Annotated in this window: 14 protein-coding genes; 6 read left to right on the top strand and 8 right to left on the bottom strand. The window is 55.2% G+C overall.

Going from position 1 to position 17,071, the window contains the following annotated elements; genetic code table 11:
* Window positions 1-57: 57 nt before the first annotated feature.
* The 4 genes from hflD to J7J49_RS06320 form a co-directional block, all read right to left on the bottom strand.
* The gene (gene hflD, locus J7J49_RS06305; protein ID WP_215091108.1) at window positions 58-699 is read right to left on the bottom strand and encodes a high frequency lysogenization protein HflD; all 642 of its coding nucleotides are present in this window, start codon (window positions 697-699) and stop codon (window positions 58-60) included.
* The gene (mnmA, locus tag J7J49_RS06310) at window positions 696-1,871 is read right to left on the bottom strand and encodes a tRNA 2-thiouridine(34) synthase MnmA (RefSeq protein ID WP_285222409.1); all 1,176 of its coding nucleotides are present in this window, start codon (window positions 1,869-1,871) and stop codon (window positions 696-698) included. The genes hflD and mnmA overlap by 4 nt, the downstream gene beginning before the upstream one ends.
* 103 nt (window positions 1,872-1,974) lie before the next feature.
* A complete protein-coding gene (locus J7J49_RS06315) occupies window positions 1,975-2,415 on the bottom strand; it encodes an NUDIX hydrolase (RefSeq protein WP_215091112.1) in 441 nt (146 codons plus the stop codon).
* Window positions 2,412-3,059, bottom strand: coding sequence for a pseudouridine synthase (locus J7J49_RS06320; protein ID WP_215091114.1), 648 nt, complete (start codon window positions 3,057-3,059; stop codon window positions 2,412-2,414). The genes J7J49_RS06315 and J7J49_RS06320 overlap by 4 nt, the downstream gene beginning before the upstream one ends.
* Before the next feature lie 319 nt (window positions 3,060-3,378).
* On the opposite strand from J7J49_RS06320, the gene J7J49_RS06325 reads away from it, so the two are divergent.
* From J7J49_RS06325 to clpA, 3 genes are all read left to right on the top strand, one after another.
* Window positions 3,379-5,616, top strand: coding sequence for an NADP-dependent isocitrate dehydrogenase (locus J7J49_RS06325; protein WP_215091116.1), 2,238 nt, complete (start codon window positions 3,379-3,381; stop codon window positions 5,614-5,616).
* 298 nt (window positions 5,617-5,914) lie between these two features.
* Window positions 5,915-6,223: an ATP-dependent Clp protease adapter ClpS gene (clpS, locus tag J7J49_RS06330; RefSeq protein WP_035538640.1), complete on the top strand. Its 309-nt coding sequence runs from the start codon at window positions 5,915-5,917 to the stop codon at window positions 6,221-6,223.
* A gap of 139 nt (window positions 6,224-6,362) precedes the next feature.
* Window positions 6,363-8,639, top strand: a complete 2,277-nt coding sequence (gene clpA, locus J7J49_RS06335) for an ATP-dependent Clp protease ATP-binding subunit ClpA (RefSeq protein WP_215091118.1) — start codon at window positions 6,363-6,365, stop codon at window positions 8,637-8,639.
* A 118-nt stretch (window positions 8,640-8,757) separates the two neighbouring features.
* Here the strand turns inward: clpA and infA are convergent, their stop codons facing one another.
* The 3 genes from infA to aat form a co-directional block, all read right to left on the bottom strand.
* On the bottom strand, window positions 8,758-8,976 hold the full coding sequence (gene infA, locus J7J49_RS06340) for a translation initiation factor IF-1 (RefSeq protein ID WP_007111068.1): 219 nt from the start codon (window positions 8,974-8,976) through the stop codon (window positions 8,758-8,760).
* A gap of 131 nt (window positions 8,977-9,107) precedes the next feature.
* Window positions 9,108-9,842, bottom strand: coding sequence for an arginyltransferase (locus J7J49_RS06345; protein WP_215091120.1), 735 nt, complete (start codon window positions 9,840-9,842; stop codon window positions 9,108-9,110).
* A 49-nt stretch (window positions 9,843-9,891) separates the two neighbouring features.
* A complete protein-coding gene (aat, locus tag J7J49_RS06350) occupies window positions 9,892-10,638 on the bottom strand; it encodes a leucyl/phenylalanyl-tRNA--protein transferase (RefSeq protein WP_215091122.1) in 747 nt (248 codons plus the stop codon).
* Window positions 10,639-10,744: 106 nt separating this feature from the next.
* On the opposite strand from aat, the gene J7J49_RS06355 reads away from it, so the two are divergent.
* Complete coding sequence (locus tag J7J49_RS06355) at window positions 10,745-13,927, top strand: DNA translocase FtsK (protein ID WP_215091124.1); 3,183 nt, start codon at window positions 10,745-10,747, stop codon at window positions 13,925-13,927.
* A 190-nt stretch (window positions 13,928-14,117) separates the two neighbouring features.
* A complete protein-coding gene (gene lolA / locus J7J49_RS06360) occupies window positions 14,118-14,783 on the top strand; it encodes an outer membrane lipoprotein periplasmic chaperone LolA (protein ID WP_215091126.1) in 666 nt (221 codons plus the stop codon).
* An 89-nt stretch (window positions 14,784-14,872) separates the two neighbouring features.
* Here lolA and J7J49_RS06365 read toward each other — a convergent pair whose 3' ends face one another.
* Window positions 14,873-16,207, bottom strand: a complete 1,335-nt coding sequence (locus J7J49_RS06365; protein WP_215091128.1) for a replication-associated recombination protein A — start codon at window positions 16,205-16,207, stop codon at window positions 14,873-14,875.
* A gap of 286 nt (window positions 16,208-16,493) precedes the next feature.
* Here J7J49_RS06365 and J7J49_RS06370 point away from each other — a divergent pair, with 286 nt between their 5' ends.
* The gene (locus J7J49_RS06370; RefSeq protein WP_064233935.1) at window positions 16,494-17,039 is read left to right on the top strand and encodes a hemerythrin domain-containing protein; all 546 of its coding nucleotides are present in this window, start codon (window positions 16,494-16,496) and stop codon (window positions 17,037-17,039) included.
* The last annotated feature ends 32 nt before the right edge of the window (window positions 17,040-17,071 follow it).

Here is a 17,071-nt window from a genome sequence, read left to right on the forward strand (position 1 = left end):
TCCAGGAGGTTCGAAAGAAAAATTAGTCGAGAGCAGGTTGATCGATTAAATAGTGGCTTAACTGAGGCTGTCCAGCGCCCGGCGTAGTGCTTTGCGCTGGAATACCAGCTTCCAACGCCGCCCGCCTTGCTGGTGCCATAACAGGCCAAAGCGAATGCCGGCCATTAAGCAGGCGCGCACGCGCTCGGGCATCATGCGGCTCTGCAGTAGCGAAGGGTCGCCCTGCACTACAATACGGGTTTTAAACGTGGAGATAGTCTCCTGGTACGCTTCCCCTAGGCTGGCGACCACGTTTTCATGGGTGGCGCCGAAGTGTTCGGCCTGACCCTGAATGCGGGTTAGCTTTTGGCCCAGCGAGTCCATCATGTCGTTATTGGTGCGCAGTTTGTTCATCAGCATTAACAGCGAAAAGCCGTAACGCAGCACCACCGGATTCGCCTGCTTACGTCCCACCAGGGCTTCTAACGTATCCAGACCGCGGCGGAGGTTATTGGGGTGCCCGCCATAAATAGCTTCAAAGCTCTCCGGGTTGGTATCCACGGTGGCTTCAATCAGCGTTTCCCAGGCGCGTGGGTCGACTTGCCCAGTGCGAGCGAGTTCGTCAACCAGACTGGCGGCTTGAAACACGCCCGCCAACGCGAGCGCTTGGCGGGCGGACGGGGAGTCGGGGGCTCGATGAATCGGGGTGGTGGGATTCATGCAGCGGCCTCCGCGGCTTTCTTCCAGGTTGCGCGAATAACACCGCCACCTAAGCAAATGTCGCCATCATAAAGTACCAGCGATTGGCCTGGGGTAACCGCCCACTGCGGGTCGTCGAAGGTGACTTCTACGCCGCCGTCGGGTAGCACGCGCATTTCGCAGCCGCAGTCGCTTTGCCGATAGCGCGTTTTGGCGGTAAAACGGCCCTGCTGAACCGGCGGCTCGCCTGCCACCCAATCCATCGCCTCTGTGGCCAATGTATCGGAGTAAAGCAGTTGATCGTGCTTACCCTGCACCGCGATCAGTACATTACGATCAAGATCTTTCGCCGCCACGTACCAGGGCTCTTCTGAATAGTTGGCCAGCCCGCCAATGCCTAGACCCTGGCGCTGGCCCAGGGTGTAGTACATCAGCCCCATATGCTGGCCAATCACGTCGCCATCCGGCGTTTCAATGCTGCCGGGCTGAGCGGGCAGATACTGCTGAAGGAAGTCGCGAAAGCGCCGCTCGCCGATAAAGCAGATCCCGGTGGAGTCTTTTTTCTTGGCGGTAATCAGCCCGTGCTGCTCGGCCAGTGCGCGCACTGCAGGTTTTTCCAGCTCGCCCACGGGGAACAGGGTGCGTGCAATGGCGGCTTCCGGCACCGCATGCAGAAAGTAGCTTTGGTCTTTGTTGCCATCCAGCCCTTTAAGCAGCCGTGGGCGACTTTCGCTCATGCCTTGGCGGACACGCCCTTGACGAACATAGTGACCGGTCGCAATTTTGTCGGCACCGAGCATTTCGGCGTACTCAAGGAACACCTTAAATTTGATTTCCCGGTTACATAGAATATCTGGGTTGGGTGTACGGCCCGCTTTGTATTCTGCTAAAAAGTGCTCAAAGACGTTGTCCCAGTACTCCGCGGCAAAATTAGCGGTGTGTAGTTTAATGCCGAGCTTTTCGCAGACCGCCTCGGCGTCGGCGAGGTCTTCTTTAGCGGTGCAGTATTCAGTGCCGTCGTCTTCATCCCAGTTTTTCATAAACAAACCTTCCACCTCATAACCTTGCTGCATAAGGAGAAGGGCAGAAACGGACGAGTCGACGCCACCGGACATGCCGACGATCACTTTGCCGTTAGTGGAGGGCTCTACAGTGGTTGAGCCATTGCTGGTTGGCTGGGTATTGGATGACATCAGCATCCTCAGTAGGAAATAGTGTGCAAAAGGTGGTTTGCTAATAAGCGTTGTGCAATTGGGCGAGGATTATACACGATGGGGGGTGACGGCTTCGAGTGCTTCACTCGCGAATCACCGCCAGCGGATAACTCGTTCCGTTGAGCGCATCCTCAATACGTTTGAGCACTAGCGGGCTGCGTAGACGTGACTGGTGATCCAAGGCGCGTATTTGCTCAAGTGTGAGCCAGTGGGTGGCGAAAATATCGGGGTCAAGGGCGAGGTCGAGCTTATTGAGCGGCTCGGCAACAAAGCCGTGGCTATGAAATGTCTGCCCTGCGTCGCTATGAAATACATATAGGCCCAGATAACCGGTGAGCGATACCCGCCAGGCGGTCTCTTCCTGAACCTCGCGCAAAATCGCCGCGATGGGCCCTTCGCCGGGTTCGATATGCCCCGCGGGCTGGTTAAACACGCTCCGCGGGCCGCCGCGCTGCTCTTCTACTATTAAAAAGCGTTCACCCTGCTGGATTACGCAGGCTGCGGTGCTGCGAATATGGCTCATGAGGGTTTCCTACGTTTTGAAGTGGGGCGTGCTCGTTGATCTTTTTGCTGGGCTGTTCGCTGAGTTTTTCGCTGGCGCGGGGGCGTATTGGCGGCGCGGGGCGCATGCAAGGTTTCTTTGCGCCATTCGCCTGGGGCTAAGCCATCCAGCCGCCAGGGGCCAATTGCCACACGAATTAAGCGCAAAGTAGGAAAGCCGACGTGGGCCGTCATCCGGCGTACCTGGCGGTTACGGCCTTCGCTGATGGTGAGCTCCAGCCAGCTAGTCGACGGGTGGCGTTTGGGGTCGATGGCCGGTTGGCGTGGTGCAATCGTCGAGGGATCTATTCGACGCGCCTTGGCTGGCTGTGTTGGGCCATCTTTCAGGGTAACTCCCTGACGCAGCGCTTTAAGCGCTGCGTCATTAATATCGCCTTCCACCTGGGCCCAGTATATTTTTGGCTGCTTATGAGACGGGTGAGAAATGCGGTGAATCAACTCACCGTCATCGCTGAGCAGCAGCAGGCCTTCAGAGTCGTAATCAAGGCGTCCTGCGGCATAGACCCCAGGCACAGCAATGACATCCGCTAAGGTGGCACGCGCCTGTTTATCGGTAAATTGAGAGAGCATGCGGTAGGGTTTATGCAGTAGATATAAAGTGCTCATAATCTCTTTAGGGGGTTGGCCTTGATTTGTCGACAATCTCACATGTGATTAAAATGCAGCGCTGGTATACTTTTAACATCTGTTTCAACAACCAGCTCAACAGCTCGTTCAACCACCAGCTCAACGGCTGTTTTAGCGACTGTTTCAAAAACCGTCTCAACCACCAACGATTGATAATTGAGAAAGCCACACAACTAGAAAGTCAGGAAAAGCCCAATAAAACGGCCCCGCCTGCTTCGCGGCATGGTCTCTCGTTGTATAAGTCGCGTTGCTCAGGGTCTTTATAATCACAGCGATAGAAAAAAGAGGTTAACGCAAAATGTCTAAAACGCCGAAGATCATTTACACGCTCACCGACGAGGCGCCTGCGCTCGCAACATACTCTTTGCTACCGATTATTGATGCCTTCACAGACGCTGCTGGTATCGAAGTTGAAACCCGGGATATTTCCCTGGCGGCTCGCGTTCTGTCTTTATTCCCCGATTACTTGACTGAAGATCAGCGCATTGAGGATCACTTGGCTGAATTGGGTGCACTGGCCAAGGTTCCGGAAGCCAATATCATCAAGTTGCCGAATATCAGCGCTTCCATGCCGCAGCTTCGGGCAGTGATCAAGGAACTGCAAGAGCAGGGCTACCCGCTACCGGAATATCCTGACGAGCCAAGCAACGACGAAGAGAAAGATATCAAAGCGCGCTACGACAAAGTCAAAGGCAGCGCGGTTAACCCCGTATTGCGTGAAGGGAACTCTGACCGTCGTGCGCCGAAGGCCGTCAAAGAGTACGCGCGCAAATACCCTCACTCAATGGGTGAGTGGAGCCAGGCCTCGCGTAGCCACGTTTCCCATATGCATAAAGGCGATTTCTACGACGGTGAGAAGTCGATAACGCTGGATCGTGCACGCAATGTGAAGATGGAACTGACCACCAAGAGTGGCGAGACCAAGGTGCTCAAATCGAATATCCCGCTACTCGAAGGCGAGATCATCGACAGTATGTTCATGAGCAAAAAAGCCTTGTGTGAATTCTACGAGCGGGAAATAGAGGATGCGCGTGAATCTGGCGTCATGTTCTCGTTGCACGTCAAAGCGACAATGATGAAGGTCTCGCACCCGATTGTGTTTGGCCACTGTATCAAGATTTTTTACAAAGATGCCTTTGAGAAACACGGTGAATTGTTCAAAGAACTCGGTGTCGACGTCAATAATGGCATCGCCAATCTTTACGAAAAGATAGAGACGTTGTCAGAATCACAGCGTGATGAAATCATCAGTGATCTGCATGCCTGCCATGAAAAGCGCCCAGAGTTGGCGATGGTCGATTCAGCGCGTGGTATCACCAACTTCCACTCGCCCAGCGATGTGATTGTGGATGCTTCGATGCCGGCGATGATTCGTGCCGGGGGCAAGATGTACGGCGGCGACGGTCGTCTTAAGGACGTCAAGGCCGTTATGCCTGAGTCCACGTTCGCGCGAATTTATCAGGAAATGATCAATTTCTGTAAATGGCACGGTGCTTTTGATCCGGCGACGATGGGCACCGTACCCAACGTTGGCTTGATGGCGCAAAAAGCCGAAGAGTATGGCTCCCACGATAAGACCTTCGAGATTTCGGAAGACGGTGTGGCCGACATCATCGATCTGGATACGGGTGAAGTGCTGTTAACCCAAAACGTGGAGCAGGGCGATATCTGGCGGATGTGCCAAGTTAAAGATGCGCCGATTCGCGACTGGGTGAAGTTGGCGGTAGAGCGTTGCCGTGATTCGGGTATGCCGACGGTATTCTGGCTCGACCCTTACCGTCCCCATGAGAACGAGTTGATCAAAAAGGTCAAAACGTATCTCAAAGATCACGACACTGATGGGCTCGAAATCCATATCATGTCCCAGGTTCGGGCAATGCGTTACACGCTAGAGCGTGTGATTCGCGGTCTCGATACGATTTCGGTGACGGGCAATATCCTGCGCGACTATCTGACGGATTTGTTCCCGATTCTTGAGCTGGGCACCAGTGCCAAGATGCTCTCTATCGTTCCCCTGATGGATGGCGGCGGTCTGTTTGAAACCGGTGCTGGTGGTTCTGCGCCCAAGCACGTTCAGCAACTGCTGGAAGAGAATCACCTGCGCTGGGACAGCCTTGGCGAGTTCCTAGCGCTGGTAGCCTCTTTGGAGCACCTGGCTAAACGCTTTGGTAACGACCGTGCTAAGCTGCTGGCGAAAGCGCTGGATGAGGCAAACGGCAAGTTTCTCGAAAGCAACAAGTCGCCTTCACGCAAAGTGGGTGAGTTGGACAACCGAGGCAGCCATTTCTACCTAGCGCTATACTGGGCAGAAGCGTTGGCGGCTCAAGATCAAGACGCTGAACTAAAAACGCGTTTTGCTCGCCTGGTGGAAACGCTGAAAGCTAATGAAGCGACCATCATTGATGAGCTTAATAGCGTTCAAGGGCAACCCGTCGATCTTAAGGGCTATTACCACCCTAATGGCGAATTGGCTAGCCAAGTCATGCGCCCGAGCAAAACGCTCAACGAAGCGCTTGCTATGGTAGCCAACGGCTAGGGCTTTAAAAACAGGCACTTCATAAGCAGTCTGCGCAGCCACTGGGCGAAGCGCATGAGAATGCTGTGATATCCCTCGCCCACTGTAGTGGGCGAGGGTTTTTTGTCTTAATTAATATGTTAATTTTGTATTTTCCATGAACCCTTGCTGATCGGCAGCGTCTTAAAAGTAGACAACACTATTTATTAGACGCTTCCATCGGTCAGTGGCGAGACAACCAACCGTGCTGCTTATGCCTAACCTAGATAGTCCATGCTTGACCGTGCTACCCCTACATGCGGGGATGACACGGCCAAATATGCCCGATGAAGATGGTGATATAGCGGTTCAGTCAGCAGAACCGGCGCTGGCGCAACCGCCGCTTTATAAGGTGGTGCTTCACAATGACGACTACACGCCGATGGAGTTTGTTATTGAAGTGCTGCAAGATTTTTTCAATATGGACAGCGAGACGGCCGTTCAGGTTATGCTGGCCGTACATACCCAAGGAAAGGGCACCTGTGGCGTGTTTACGCGGGATATCGCGGAAACTAAAAGCTACCAGGTAAACGAATATGCCCGGGAGTGTGAGCACCCGTTGATAAGTGATATTGAGGCTGCCAATTAAAAGCGTTGAGAAATAATTGGTGGTGAGGCTTGCAACCGTGCCATTTGTACCCGATGTTGAGAGTGCCGGTCGATTAAACTGATCCGACGCAAGCCCTAGGTGGCGATACGCCCTAGGTAGTAGCGAAAAGGGGACTGCCATGCTGAGCAAAGAACTTGAAATGACCCTGAACACGGCCTTCACCGTGGCGCGTTCAAAGCGCCATGAGTTTATGACCGTTGAGCACCTGCTGCTAGCGTTGCTAGATAATGCCTCAGCGGTAGACGTACTGAAGGCCTGCGGGGCTAACCTCGATAAGCTGCGGTCCGATCTGCAGGATTTTATTAACTCGACTACGCCACTGATTCCAGAAGGCCAGGGTGATCGTGAGACCCAGCCCACGCTAGGTTTTCAGCGTGTTTTACAGCGGGCGGTCTTCCACGTTCAGTCATCTGGCAAAAGTGAAGTATCCGGCGCGAATGTGCTGGTAGCAATCTTCTCCGAGCAAGAAAGCCAGGCGGTTTACTTCCTTAAACAGCAGAGCGTTGCGCGGGTCGATGCGGTTAACTACATCGCCCACGGTATCTCCAAAGTGGCGGGTCACGGGCCGTCTCCCGCTCCCTCTTCATCCGAGAGTGAAGACGCGGAAGAAGGTGGTAATGAAGGCGCTGCGCATCCGCTCACGGGCTACGCTACTAACCTGAATGAACAGGCGCGGCTGGGCAAAATTGATCCTTTGATTGGCCGTGACCACGAGCTTGAGCGCGTGGTGCAAATTCTGGCTCGGCGGCGCAAGAATAACCCGCTGTTGGTCGGTGAAGCGGGCGTGGGTAAAACCGCGGTGGCCGAAGGCCTGGCAAAGCGTATCGTTGAAGAAGATGTTCCCGACGTTATTGCCGATGCGGTGGTCTATTCGCTGGATATGGGCGCGCTACTGGCCGGTACCAAGTACCGTGGCGACTTTGAAAAACGCCTCAAAAGCCTGCTGAGCGAGCTACGCAAGCAGCCTAACGCGGTGCTATTCATTGATGAGATCCACACGGTGATTGGCGCAGGCGCCGCCTCTGGCGGTGTGATGGATGCGTCTAACCTGCTCAAGCCACTGCTCTCTTCGGGCGAGCTGCGCTGCATTGGTTCGACCACGTTCCAAGAATTCCGCGGTATCTTCGAGAAAGATCGTGCCCTGGCGCGGCGCTTCCAGAAAGTGGATGTCATGGCGCCGTCGGTCGACGACACCATCAAAATCCTCAAAGGGTTGCGTTCACGCTTTGAAGAGCATCATGAGCTGAAGTACACCGATGGTGCGCTTGAGAGCGCCGCACGCTTGGCGGATCGCTATATTAACGACCGCTTCCTGCCCGATAAAGCGATTGATGTAATCGACGAAGCAGGTGCACACCAGCGTCTGTTGCCGCCGGAAGTGCGCGCTAAAATCATCGACGTCGAGCAAGTGGAAGCCGTGGTGGCCTCCATTGCGCGTATTCCGCCGAAGAGTGTTTCAAGCTCCGACCGCAAGCTGCTTGAGAAGCTGGATCGCGACCTGAAAATGCTGGTGTTCGGTCAAGACGAAGCAATTGATAGCCTTTCAGCGGCCATTAAGCTGTCGCGGGCAGGGCTTAAATCCCCCGATAAGCCCGTCGGTAGCTTCCTGTTTGCTGGCCCCACGGGGGTGGGTAAAACCGAAGTAGCCAAGCAGCTTGCACATATTATGGGCATTGAGCTGGTGCGCTTTGATATGTCCGAGTACATGGAGCGTCACACCGTATCGCGCTTGATTGGTGCGCCTCCGGGCTACGTCGGTTACGACCAGGGTGGTCTGCTGACTGAAGCGGTGACCAAACAACCGCACTGCGTGCTGCTGTTGGATGAGATTGAGAAAGCGCACCCGGAAGTCTTTAACTTGCTGCTGCAGGTCATGGATCACGGACGTTTAACGGATAACAATGGCCGCGAAGCGGACTTCCGTCACGTTATCCTGATCATGACCTCCAACGCCGGTGCGGAGCAGGCGTCTCGCCGCTCGATTGGCTTCCAGCATCAAGACCATTCTACCGATGCCATGGAAGTGATCCGTCGCACCTTCTCGCCGGAGTTCCGCAACCGCCTGGATGGCATCATTCAGTTCCATGCGTTGCCGGTGTCGGTGGTACGCAATGTCGTCGACAAATTCTTGATTGAGCTGCAGGCACAACTGGATGAGAAGCGTGTTCAGTTGGATGTGGACGATATGGCGCGGGATTGGCTAGCCGATAAAGGCTACGATCCGGACATGGGCGCACGCCCGATGGCGCGCCTCATTCAAGAGAAGCTGAAGAAGCCACTGGCCGAGATGATTCTGTTTGGCGAATTGGCTGATCAGGGCGGTATTGTTCATGTCAGCCTGGAAGAGGGCGAGTTGCACCTTTCCACTGAGACTGAAATGGCAGATGCGCCCTGAAAAGGGCGCTAAGCCGCATTAAAGCCCATCATTTATGTTGTACCCATAAAAACGCAGCGCCCTGTCTTTGACGGGGCGTTGTCGTTCTTAGTCAGCCGTCATTCAACAAACTGAGGGCTTAGCGCGAACGGTAGACGATACGGCCTTTGGACAGATCGTACGGTGTCAGCTCTACTTTTACCTTGTCACCAGTCAGAATGCGGATATAGTTTTTACGCATTTTGCCAGAGATGTGAGCGGTAACAACGTGACCGTTTTCCAGCTCAACCCGAAACATGGTGTTCGGAAGGGTATCGACGATAACGCCTTCCATTTCAATATGATCTTCGCGTGCCATATAGGCATGTCCTCACTGATGAGTTAGTAATGTAATAATCGGTCAGAATTTGAGTGCCGCTAGGTGGGCGCTCAAGAAACAGCGCTATATTGTGCCGTAAGCCCGCCGTCAAGGCAAAAAAGCTGGCGTGTTTAGCGAATTAATGGCCGCCAATGTCGCCCGTCGAGTATTTCCAAAGGCGCAAAAGCCTGCTTGTAACGCATCTTACGGCACTCTTCGATCCAATACCCTAAATAAAGGTGTGGCAGCGCTTTTTCTCGGCTGAGTTCAATGAGCTGGAGAATAGCAAAGGTGCCTAGCGAGCGCTTGTCCAGGGCTTCGCTCACGGCAAAGAAGGTGTAAATTGCCGAGAGACCGTGCTCTAACTGGTCAAAAGCAGCTACCCCGACCAATTCGTCGTCAAGGTACATCTCCATCAGATGGGCATAGGGCTCATCAAGGGTGAGGAAGGTGCGATACTGCTCGCGGCTGGGCGGATACATATCGCCGTCGGCATGGCGCTGGCGAATATAGTTAGCGTAAAGCGAGTAGTGGCTTGAGGCAAAATGAGCGGGCATGACGCGCACGCTAACATCGGCGTTGCGGCGCCAAATTTTGCGTTGTGTGCGGTTGGCCGCAAACTGTTCAACCGGAATGCGCACCGAGCGGCAGGCGTTGCACCCCTCACAGTGAGGGCGGTATAAATGGCGCCCGCTGCGACGAAACCCTAACAGCGCCAGCGAGTCATAGACACCTGGGACTGGCGACTCCTGAGGGTCGAGAAATAGTGTCGTCGCCTCTCTGCCGGGTAAATAGCTACAGGCATGTGGCACGGTAAGGAAGAAGCGCAAATCCCGCACCGGTCGACGCGGAGTATTACTGCTCACGGCTTGCCTCCTTGTTGCAAAAAAGGGTTGAAACAGAATGAGTTCATCACTATGCACTATCCTCGTTGGCAATCGCATGCAGCCACAGCGATGCGGGAACAGTGGGTGTCTCAGTGGTTGATGAAGTGAGCTTAAACGCCTTATCGGGCAACCAGTTTTTAAGATAGTTGATGAATGCCTCGCGGGCGACTGTAATAGCGCCCAGGCTCGCCAGGTGGGGCGTATGCATTTGGCAGTCGATGAGTTTGCCACCGTGCTCGCGCATGGCCCTGGCAAGGTGGGCCAGCGCCACCTTCGAGGCATCTGGGGCATGGGAGAACATCGACTCGCCGAAAAACACTGGGCCCATGGCGATGCCATATAGCCCGCCCACTAATTGGCCGTTTTGATGGACTTCAATACTATGGGCAATGCCCATGGCATGCAGCAGGCTGTAGGCGTCGCACATGTCGTCGGTGATCCAGGTGCCGGTCTCTTCGCCGCGTGGGGCGGCGCAGGCTTGAATCACCTGGTCGAAGTGTTGATCCAGGCTGACATGGAAGCCACCATGGCGTAATCGTTTGGTTAGGCTACGACGCTGCTTAAATTGCTCCGGTAGGAGTATCATGCGCGGGTCTGGGCTCCACCACAGAATGGGGTCGTCTTCGCTGAACCAGGGGAATATGCCCTGCCGATAGGCTTCTACCAGCCAGGCGGGGGAGAGTTCACCGCCGGCGGCTAGCAGGCCATTGGGCCTGGCTAGTGCGCTATGGGTAGCTGGAAATGTAGGATGTGGCGAGGAAAGCCAAGGTAGCATTACTTGCTCCTGTTGCAGCGTGCTCTGTGACGGCGGAAGGATGCTCGGTATCATGCAAACTCGCAAGTGGATTAAAGACGCCATTGAGGTGTAAAGGGAGAGTCGCTTGAAAGTGAATAAAGCAGTCAACAAGCGAACGCAGCGTAGCGCGCGTCAAACACCATCATCGGCTTCTTCTGCGCGTGTTAACGCTGCAAAGGATAAGGCTCGTCGTTTTGGCCTGCGCTTACAAGGCTCCGTACGCGAAGGCGTAGTAGTGATACTGCTTGCGCTGTGTGTGTTTTTATTATTAGCGCTATTTAGCTACCAGCCGTCTGATCCAGGCTGGTCGTATCAGGGCCCGGAAACCGATGTTCGTAACTGGATGGGGCAAGTTGGCGCCTGGCTAGCCGATGTCCTTTATTCACTGCTTGGCGCCAGTGCGCTGTGGTGGCCGGGTATGTTTGGCTTTGCCGCGTGGTGGCTGATTCGCTCGCGCCAAGTCCGTTTTGAGCTCGACCCGGTGGCGATTGCCGTGCACGCGGGTGGTTTGGTGCTGCTTATTTTTGGTACCACCATGCTGGGTGCGCTACACTTTTATCACCCTGAAAGCATGTTGCCCTACGCCTCTGGCGGTATTTTGGGCGAAGGCTTGGTCGGCGCACTTCGACCGCTGGTAAGCAGTGGTGGCGTGGGACTAATCGCCGCGGCGTTAATTTTAAGCGGCTTTCCGCTGTTTAGCGGTATGTCATGGCTGCAGGTGGCCGATGAGCTCGGCAAGCGGATATGTCGCTTGGGCGGATGGTTGTCGGCACGTCGGCAAGCGCGGCGTATGCGCGCTGCGCAGCGTGCAGCTGCGAAAGCCACCAAGCCAGCGCCGAAGCCTGAAGTTAAGCCCCAAGTAGCGCCTGAAGTTAAGCCCCAAGTAGCACCTGAAGTTGAGTCCCAAATAGCACCTCCAGTTAAGCCTGAAACGGTGCCCGCAGAGATGAAGCCCGCGGCGGAGCCGGTAGGCAAGAGCTCTGGTGGTCGCGAGCGGCGAGAGCCGGGCTTCTCCATACCGCTTTCTAGCAGTACTTCAGAGAGCAGCGAGACCACGGATACCTCGATTCCCTGGGAAGCTGCGGCGTTTTCAAGCAATAAGCACGTGCCTGCTAAAGCCCCGGCGCCTACCCCATCTATATCTACTGCGGAGCCCCCGGTCACAGCGCCTGAGACAGTGCGGACAGTGTCTCCAGCGGATAAAGCGGTGGAAGCAACAGAGAGAGAGCCGCTTTCAGCGCCGCGAGAAAACGCCTTTGTGCGGCCTGAGACGCCGGCAACAGCGCCCCAGCCAGTTGATGAGCCCAAGGAAGCCGACGCCTCCTTCCCGCTGCGTGCGACTCGTCAAGAAGAGCCATCAGCGCCTGCTGCAAGTAACTTCTTCGTCAACGACGAAGCACCCGCTGATAAAGAGCGTGTTCCGGCAGCGCCTGTTGAACGCCGCAGCGAGCCGTCACTGAACGCTGAGCCGCCACCTCGTATCAGCGAACCTGAACCATCTGAATCCGTGCCTGAACCTGAGCCCGAACCCGCACGTAAACCTGAACGTGTCGCTGAGGTTGTTCCAGAGCCTGTCTGGGATGACGAAGAATTGGACGCTGAGGAAATAGACAGCGCGCCGCCCACGCCAGCCCCAGCGGCGCGTCAGGAACCCACTTTCTCGCCTGATGAGAGCATGCCGCAAGCGGATGAAGGCCCTGCACTGTGGACTGTGGAGCATTTGCAGAGTCAGCGGCCCGCCTTTGAAACGCTGGATGAACCCGAAGGCGATGTGCCGAGCCTACAGCTGCTGACGCCAGCAGAGCCGTATCAGCCTAATTATACTGATGAGCAGTTGGCTGATATGGCCGAATTACTTGAAGTACGGCTGCGCGAGTATGGCGTAAAGGCAGAAGTAGTGGATACCTGGCCTGGCCCGGTGATCACGCGCTTTGAGATCAAGCCCGCCGCGGGCGTCAAAGTGTCTAAAATCAGTAACCTTTCAAAAGACTTGGCGCGCTCACTGATGGTGAAAAGTGTGCGCGTGGTCGAGGTTATTCCAGGGCGCCCCACGGTGGGGATTGAAATTCCTAACCCCAACCGCGCCATGATCCGCCTGCGCGAAGTTATCGACTCCGACCGTTACCAGCAGGAGACGTCACCGCTGACCATGGCGCTTGGTCAGGATATTGGCGGCAGCCCTGTAGTCGCCAACCTGGGTAAGATGCCGCACTTGTTAGTAGCTGGTACTACCGGGTCGGGTAAATCGGTGGGCGTTAACGCCATGTTGATCTCGATGCTGCTCAAAGCCAAGCCGAGTGAGCTAAAGCTCATCATGGTCGACCCGAAAATGCTCGAGCTGTCAGTGTATGACGGCATTCCCCACCTGCTGGCACCCGTGGTTACCGATATGAAAGAGGCGGCCAACAGCCTGCGCTGGTGTGTTGCCGAAATGGAGCGTCGCTACAAGCTGATGGCAGCCATGGGAGTGCGCAACATCGCGGGCTTCAATGGCCGTTTGGATGAAGCGGAGCGCGCCGGTGCTCAAGTGGCCGACCCGCTCTGGGAACCGCAGCCCTGGGAAGTGCATCAACCTCATCCAGTGTTGGAAAAACTGCCCTATATCGTCGTGGTCATCGACGAGTTTGCCGATATGTTTATGATCGTCGGCAAAAAGGTCGAAGAGCTGATTGCCCGCCTAGCGCAAAAGGCGCGTGCCGCGGGTATTCATTTGATTTTGGCGACCCAGCGCCCTTCGGTGGACGTGGTTACGGGCTTGATTAAAGCCAACATTCCTTCGCGGATGGCATTTCAGGTCTCATCGCGGATCGATTCGCGCACTATTCTTGACCAGGGTGGTGCTGAAAGCCTGCTGGGCCATGGTGACATGCTCTATCTGCCCGCAGGTTCTGGGCCACCTAACCGCATCCACGGTGCCTTTGTGGATGATGACGAAGTACACCGGGTGGTCGATGACTGGAAGCGCCGCGGCGCGCCTGAATATATCGAAGAGATTCTTTCTGGTGGTGTATCCGCCGATGCTTTAACCGGCCTTGAGGCCGAAGGAAGCGATGGTGACGATGCGGAACAAGACGCGCTCTACGATGAAGCTGTGCAGTTTGTCACCGAAACGCGCAAAGCCTCGATTTCTGCGGTGCAGCGGCGCTTTAAAATTGGTTACAACCGGGCCGCTCGCTTGGTTGAGGCCATGGAGGGCGCTGGCGTGGTGACGTCCATGGGTTCCAACGGGGCGCGGGAAGTTCTGGCGCCGCCGCCGGTGGGCCACTAACCGTTTGCTATCAGGCGCAATTATGCAATAAGCGTGAAAGTAACGTCGTAGGTGAAACCCCACGGCGTTTTTCACGTCTGATTGTTACGTTTCCGAGTGAGGCATGAGCGGTTACACCGGCCTCAGTTATTTTTAAAAAGCTTCGTTATTTAGCAACGGTTATTTGGCAACGGTTGCCTAGGGAGATCATATGCGCGATACGCAAACAAAACGTCAGTCATCAATAGGTGCGCCACAACTGGCATTTGCGGCCAGCGCGTTGGGGTTAACATTTGGTGCTCCCGCTTGGGCGGATGATGCTGCCGAACGTTTGACCGAGCGGCTGGATCCGCTTGAGCGCTATCAAGCGGCCTTTGAACAGCAGATTCTTGATGGCAGCGGCGAAAGAATGCAAAGCGCGCGCGGTGAGATGTGGTTATCGCGCCCTGGCATGCTGCGTTGGGAAGTGGAGGCGCCGTACTCTCAAACCGTAGTGTCCGACGGTGAAGATGTGTATATGTACGACCCGGATCTTGAACAGGTCACCGTTCAAGAGATGGATGATCGAGTAACCCACACCCCCGCGTTATTGCTGTCGGGAAGTTCAAACGATTTAACCGAGAGCTATGAGGTGTTCTACGAGCAGGACGGGGGAGAAGATGTCTTTACCCTGGTGCCCATCTCTGCCGATACGCTGTTTGAAGAGTTGAGCATGGTGTTTGAAGGTGAAACGTTAACCGAGCTGTGGATGATGGACAGCACCGGTCAGCGCACTTCGATTACATTTAGCAACATTACTCTCAATGGCGATATCGCCCCGGACATGTTTGATTTTGAGATTCCCGAAGGCACCGATGTTATTCGTGAAGAACTTTAGGAGTGAGTAGTGAGTAGTGAGTAGTGCGTTGTGAGGGGGTGAAGTGCCCCCGATTTAGCAGACTGCTGCTGGTTTAACCATCAGGCGCCTTAGGGCGCCTGATCTGCTTCCTGGTCAAGGTTTTCCCGCCACGCCATGATTTCCCCAAAGCGCTTCTCCTGGCCGATGGCGCTCGGCTTAAAAAAGTCGGCTTTAGGCAGCTCTTCAGGCCAGCAGTCGTGGGCGCTGCCCGCCGGGTAGCCGTTTGGCTCATTGTGGGCATAGCGGTAGCCCTCACCGTGGCCTAGCTGTTCCATCAACTTGGTCGGCGCGTTGCGCAGGTAGGTGGGTACTTCCACCTTGGGTTGTTGACGCACGTACTGTTTAGCTTCACTCCAGGCGCGGTCGATGCGGTTGCTTTTGGGCGCCACTGCCAAATGAATCGCCGCATGGGCAATCGCCCGCTGGCCTTCGTAATCCCCCAAGCGTAAGTAAGCATCCCAGGCCGCAATCACCAGCGGTAGCGCGCGGGGGTCGGCGTTGCCGACATCTTCTGAGGCAATGGCGGTTAGCCTGCGCACCACGTCCAGGGGGTCGCCGCCGCCCTGCATAAAGCGCGCCATATATAGCAGAGCGGCATTGGGGCGCGAAGAACGTATCGACTTATGAATCGCCGAAAGCAGGTCGTAATAGGCATCGCCCTGTTTATCGAAGGCGCTGGCCTGATGGCCGATGACATCGGCGAGTACCTCTTTATGCAGCACTTCGCGGCCCGATTCCTGAGTAGCGAAATCGCAAGCGGTCTCCAAAAGCCCTAACGCTCGCCGGGCGTCGCCTGCGCTGGCGTGGGCCAAGGCGGCTAACACCTCTTCATCAACTTGGATATCTCGCTTGCCCAGCCCCCGCTCAACGTCGTTGAGGGCTTGGCGCATCACCGTGATCAGTTCCTCCTGAGTGAGGGATTTCAGCACGTAAACCCGCGCGCGGGAAAGTAGCGCCGAATTGACTTCGAAGGAGGGGTTTTCGGTGGTGGCACCAATCAGCGTCAGCAGGCCCGACTCGACATGAGGCAGTAGGGCGTCCTGCTGGCTCTTGTTGAGGCGATGAATCTCATCTAGAAAGAGAATAACCGTGGATGACATTTGCTGGGCGCGCTCCACCACGGCGCGAATCTCTTTCACCCCAGCCATTACCGCGCTGAGCTGCTCCAGATGCGCTTGGGAAGCCCTGGCCAATAGTTCTGCCAGCGTGGTTTTGCCAACGCCTGGTGGCCCCCATAGAATCATTGAGCGCACGACGCCGGATTCCGCCATGCGGCGCAGGGGTTTATCTGGCCCCACCAGCGCCTGCTGACCCACGTAATCATTTAACTGGCGTGGGCGCATACGAAAGGCTAACGGGGCGTCGTCGGCAGGTGTTGCCTGGGCGCTATCAAAAAGATCCATGTAAGCTTCCGTTATAAATCAGTACGTTGAGCAACAAATCACCAACAAGTGTGAGTGGTAAACTGCGTCTTGGCGAACTACCTTTGGCGTAACCTATCAGAAAGATACACTTGCTAGGATAGCGCTAGAGGGGCATTGTTTATGATAACCCCCTACAGTTACGACACGTTCAGGTTACGATATGTTTTAGCGACAAAACATGCTTGTTACCACGCGCTTATGATCGCATACCGTCAATCACCAAGGCTTCGACGGTAGGCATGACACAATAAAAGGAGACGGTTCGATGTTAAACCAACTGCGTCTAGATCATGCCAATATGGCGAGATTACTCCATGTGCTGCAGCTCAAGCATAAGACCCTTGCCCAGGGGGAAAGGCCCAACTTCCAGCTTATGCGCGAGGTGGTCGACTACATTTTGTCCTATATGGATGGATTTGCAGCCCCCCTAGAGCGCGTTTGCGTAGAGCGATTACAAACCCAAGCTCCAGAGCACATTGCCCTTACCGAGCAGATGGCCAATGACTACCGTGAGTTAAAGCCGCGTTTGCAGCGCCTCTCCAACGATATTGACATGGTGTTAATGGATAACATCATGCCGATGGATCGTTTTGCCGACGACTTGAAAAATTATTTGGAAGCGCATCGTGCCTATCTGCGTCACGAACGCGAGGGACTGTTTCCGCTGATTGACGAGCATTTTAGCCAGGAAGATATGGAAGAACTTCGTCAGGCGCTCCCTGAAGGTGCAGAGAAAGAGCTAGAACGCCTACAGGAAGCTTATCCTGAACTTTACGCTGAACTGCGTGGGGCCGACGTGCCCGCGGTATAGCACTAACGAACAACTGGCCCTAACGATCATCG

Source organism: Halomonas sp. ISL-56, from assembly GCF_018612805.1.
Taxonomy (GTDB): domain Bacteria; phylum Pseudomonadota; class Gammaproteobacteria; order Pseudomonadales; family Halomonadaceae; genus Vreelandella.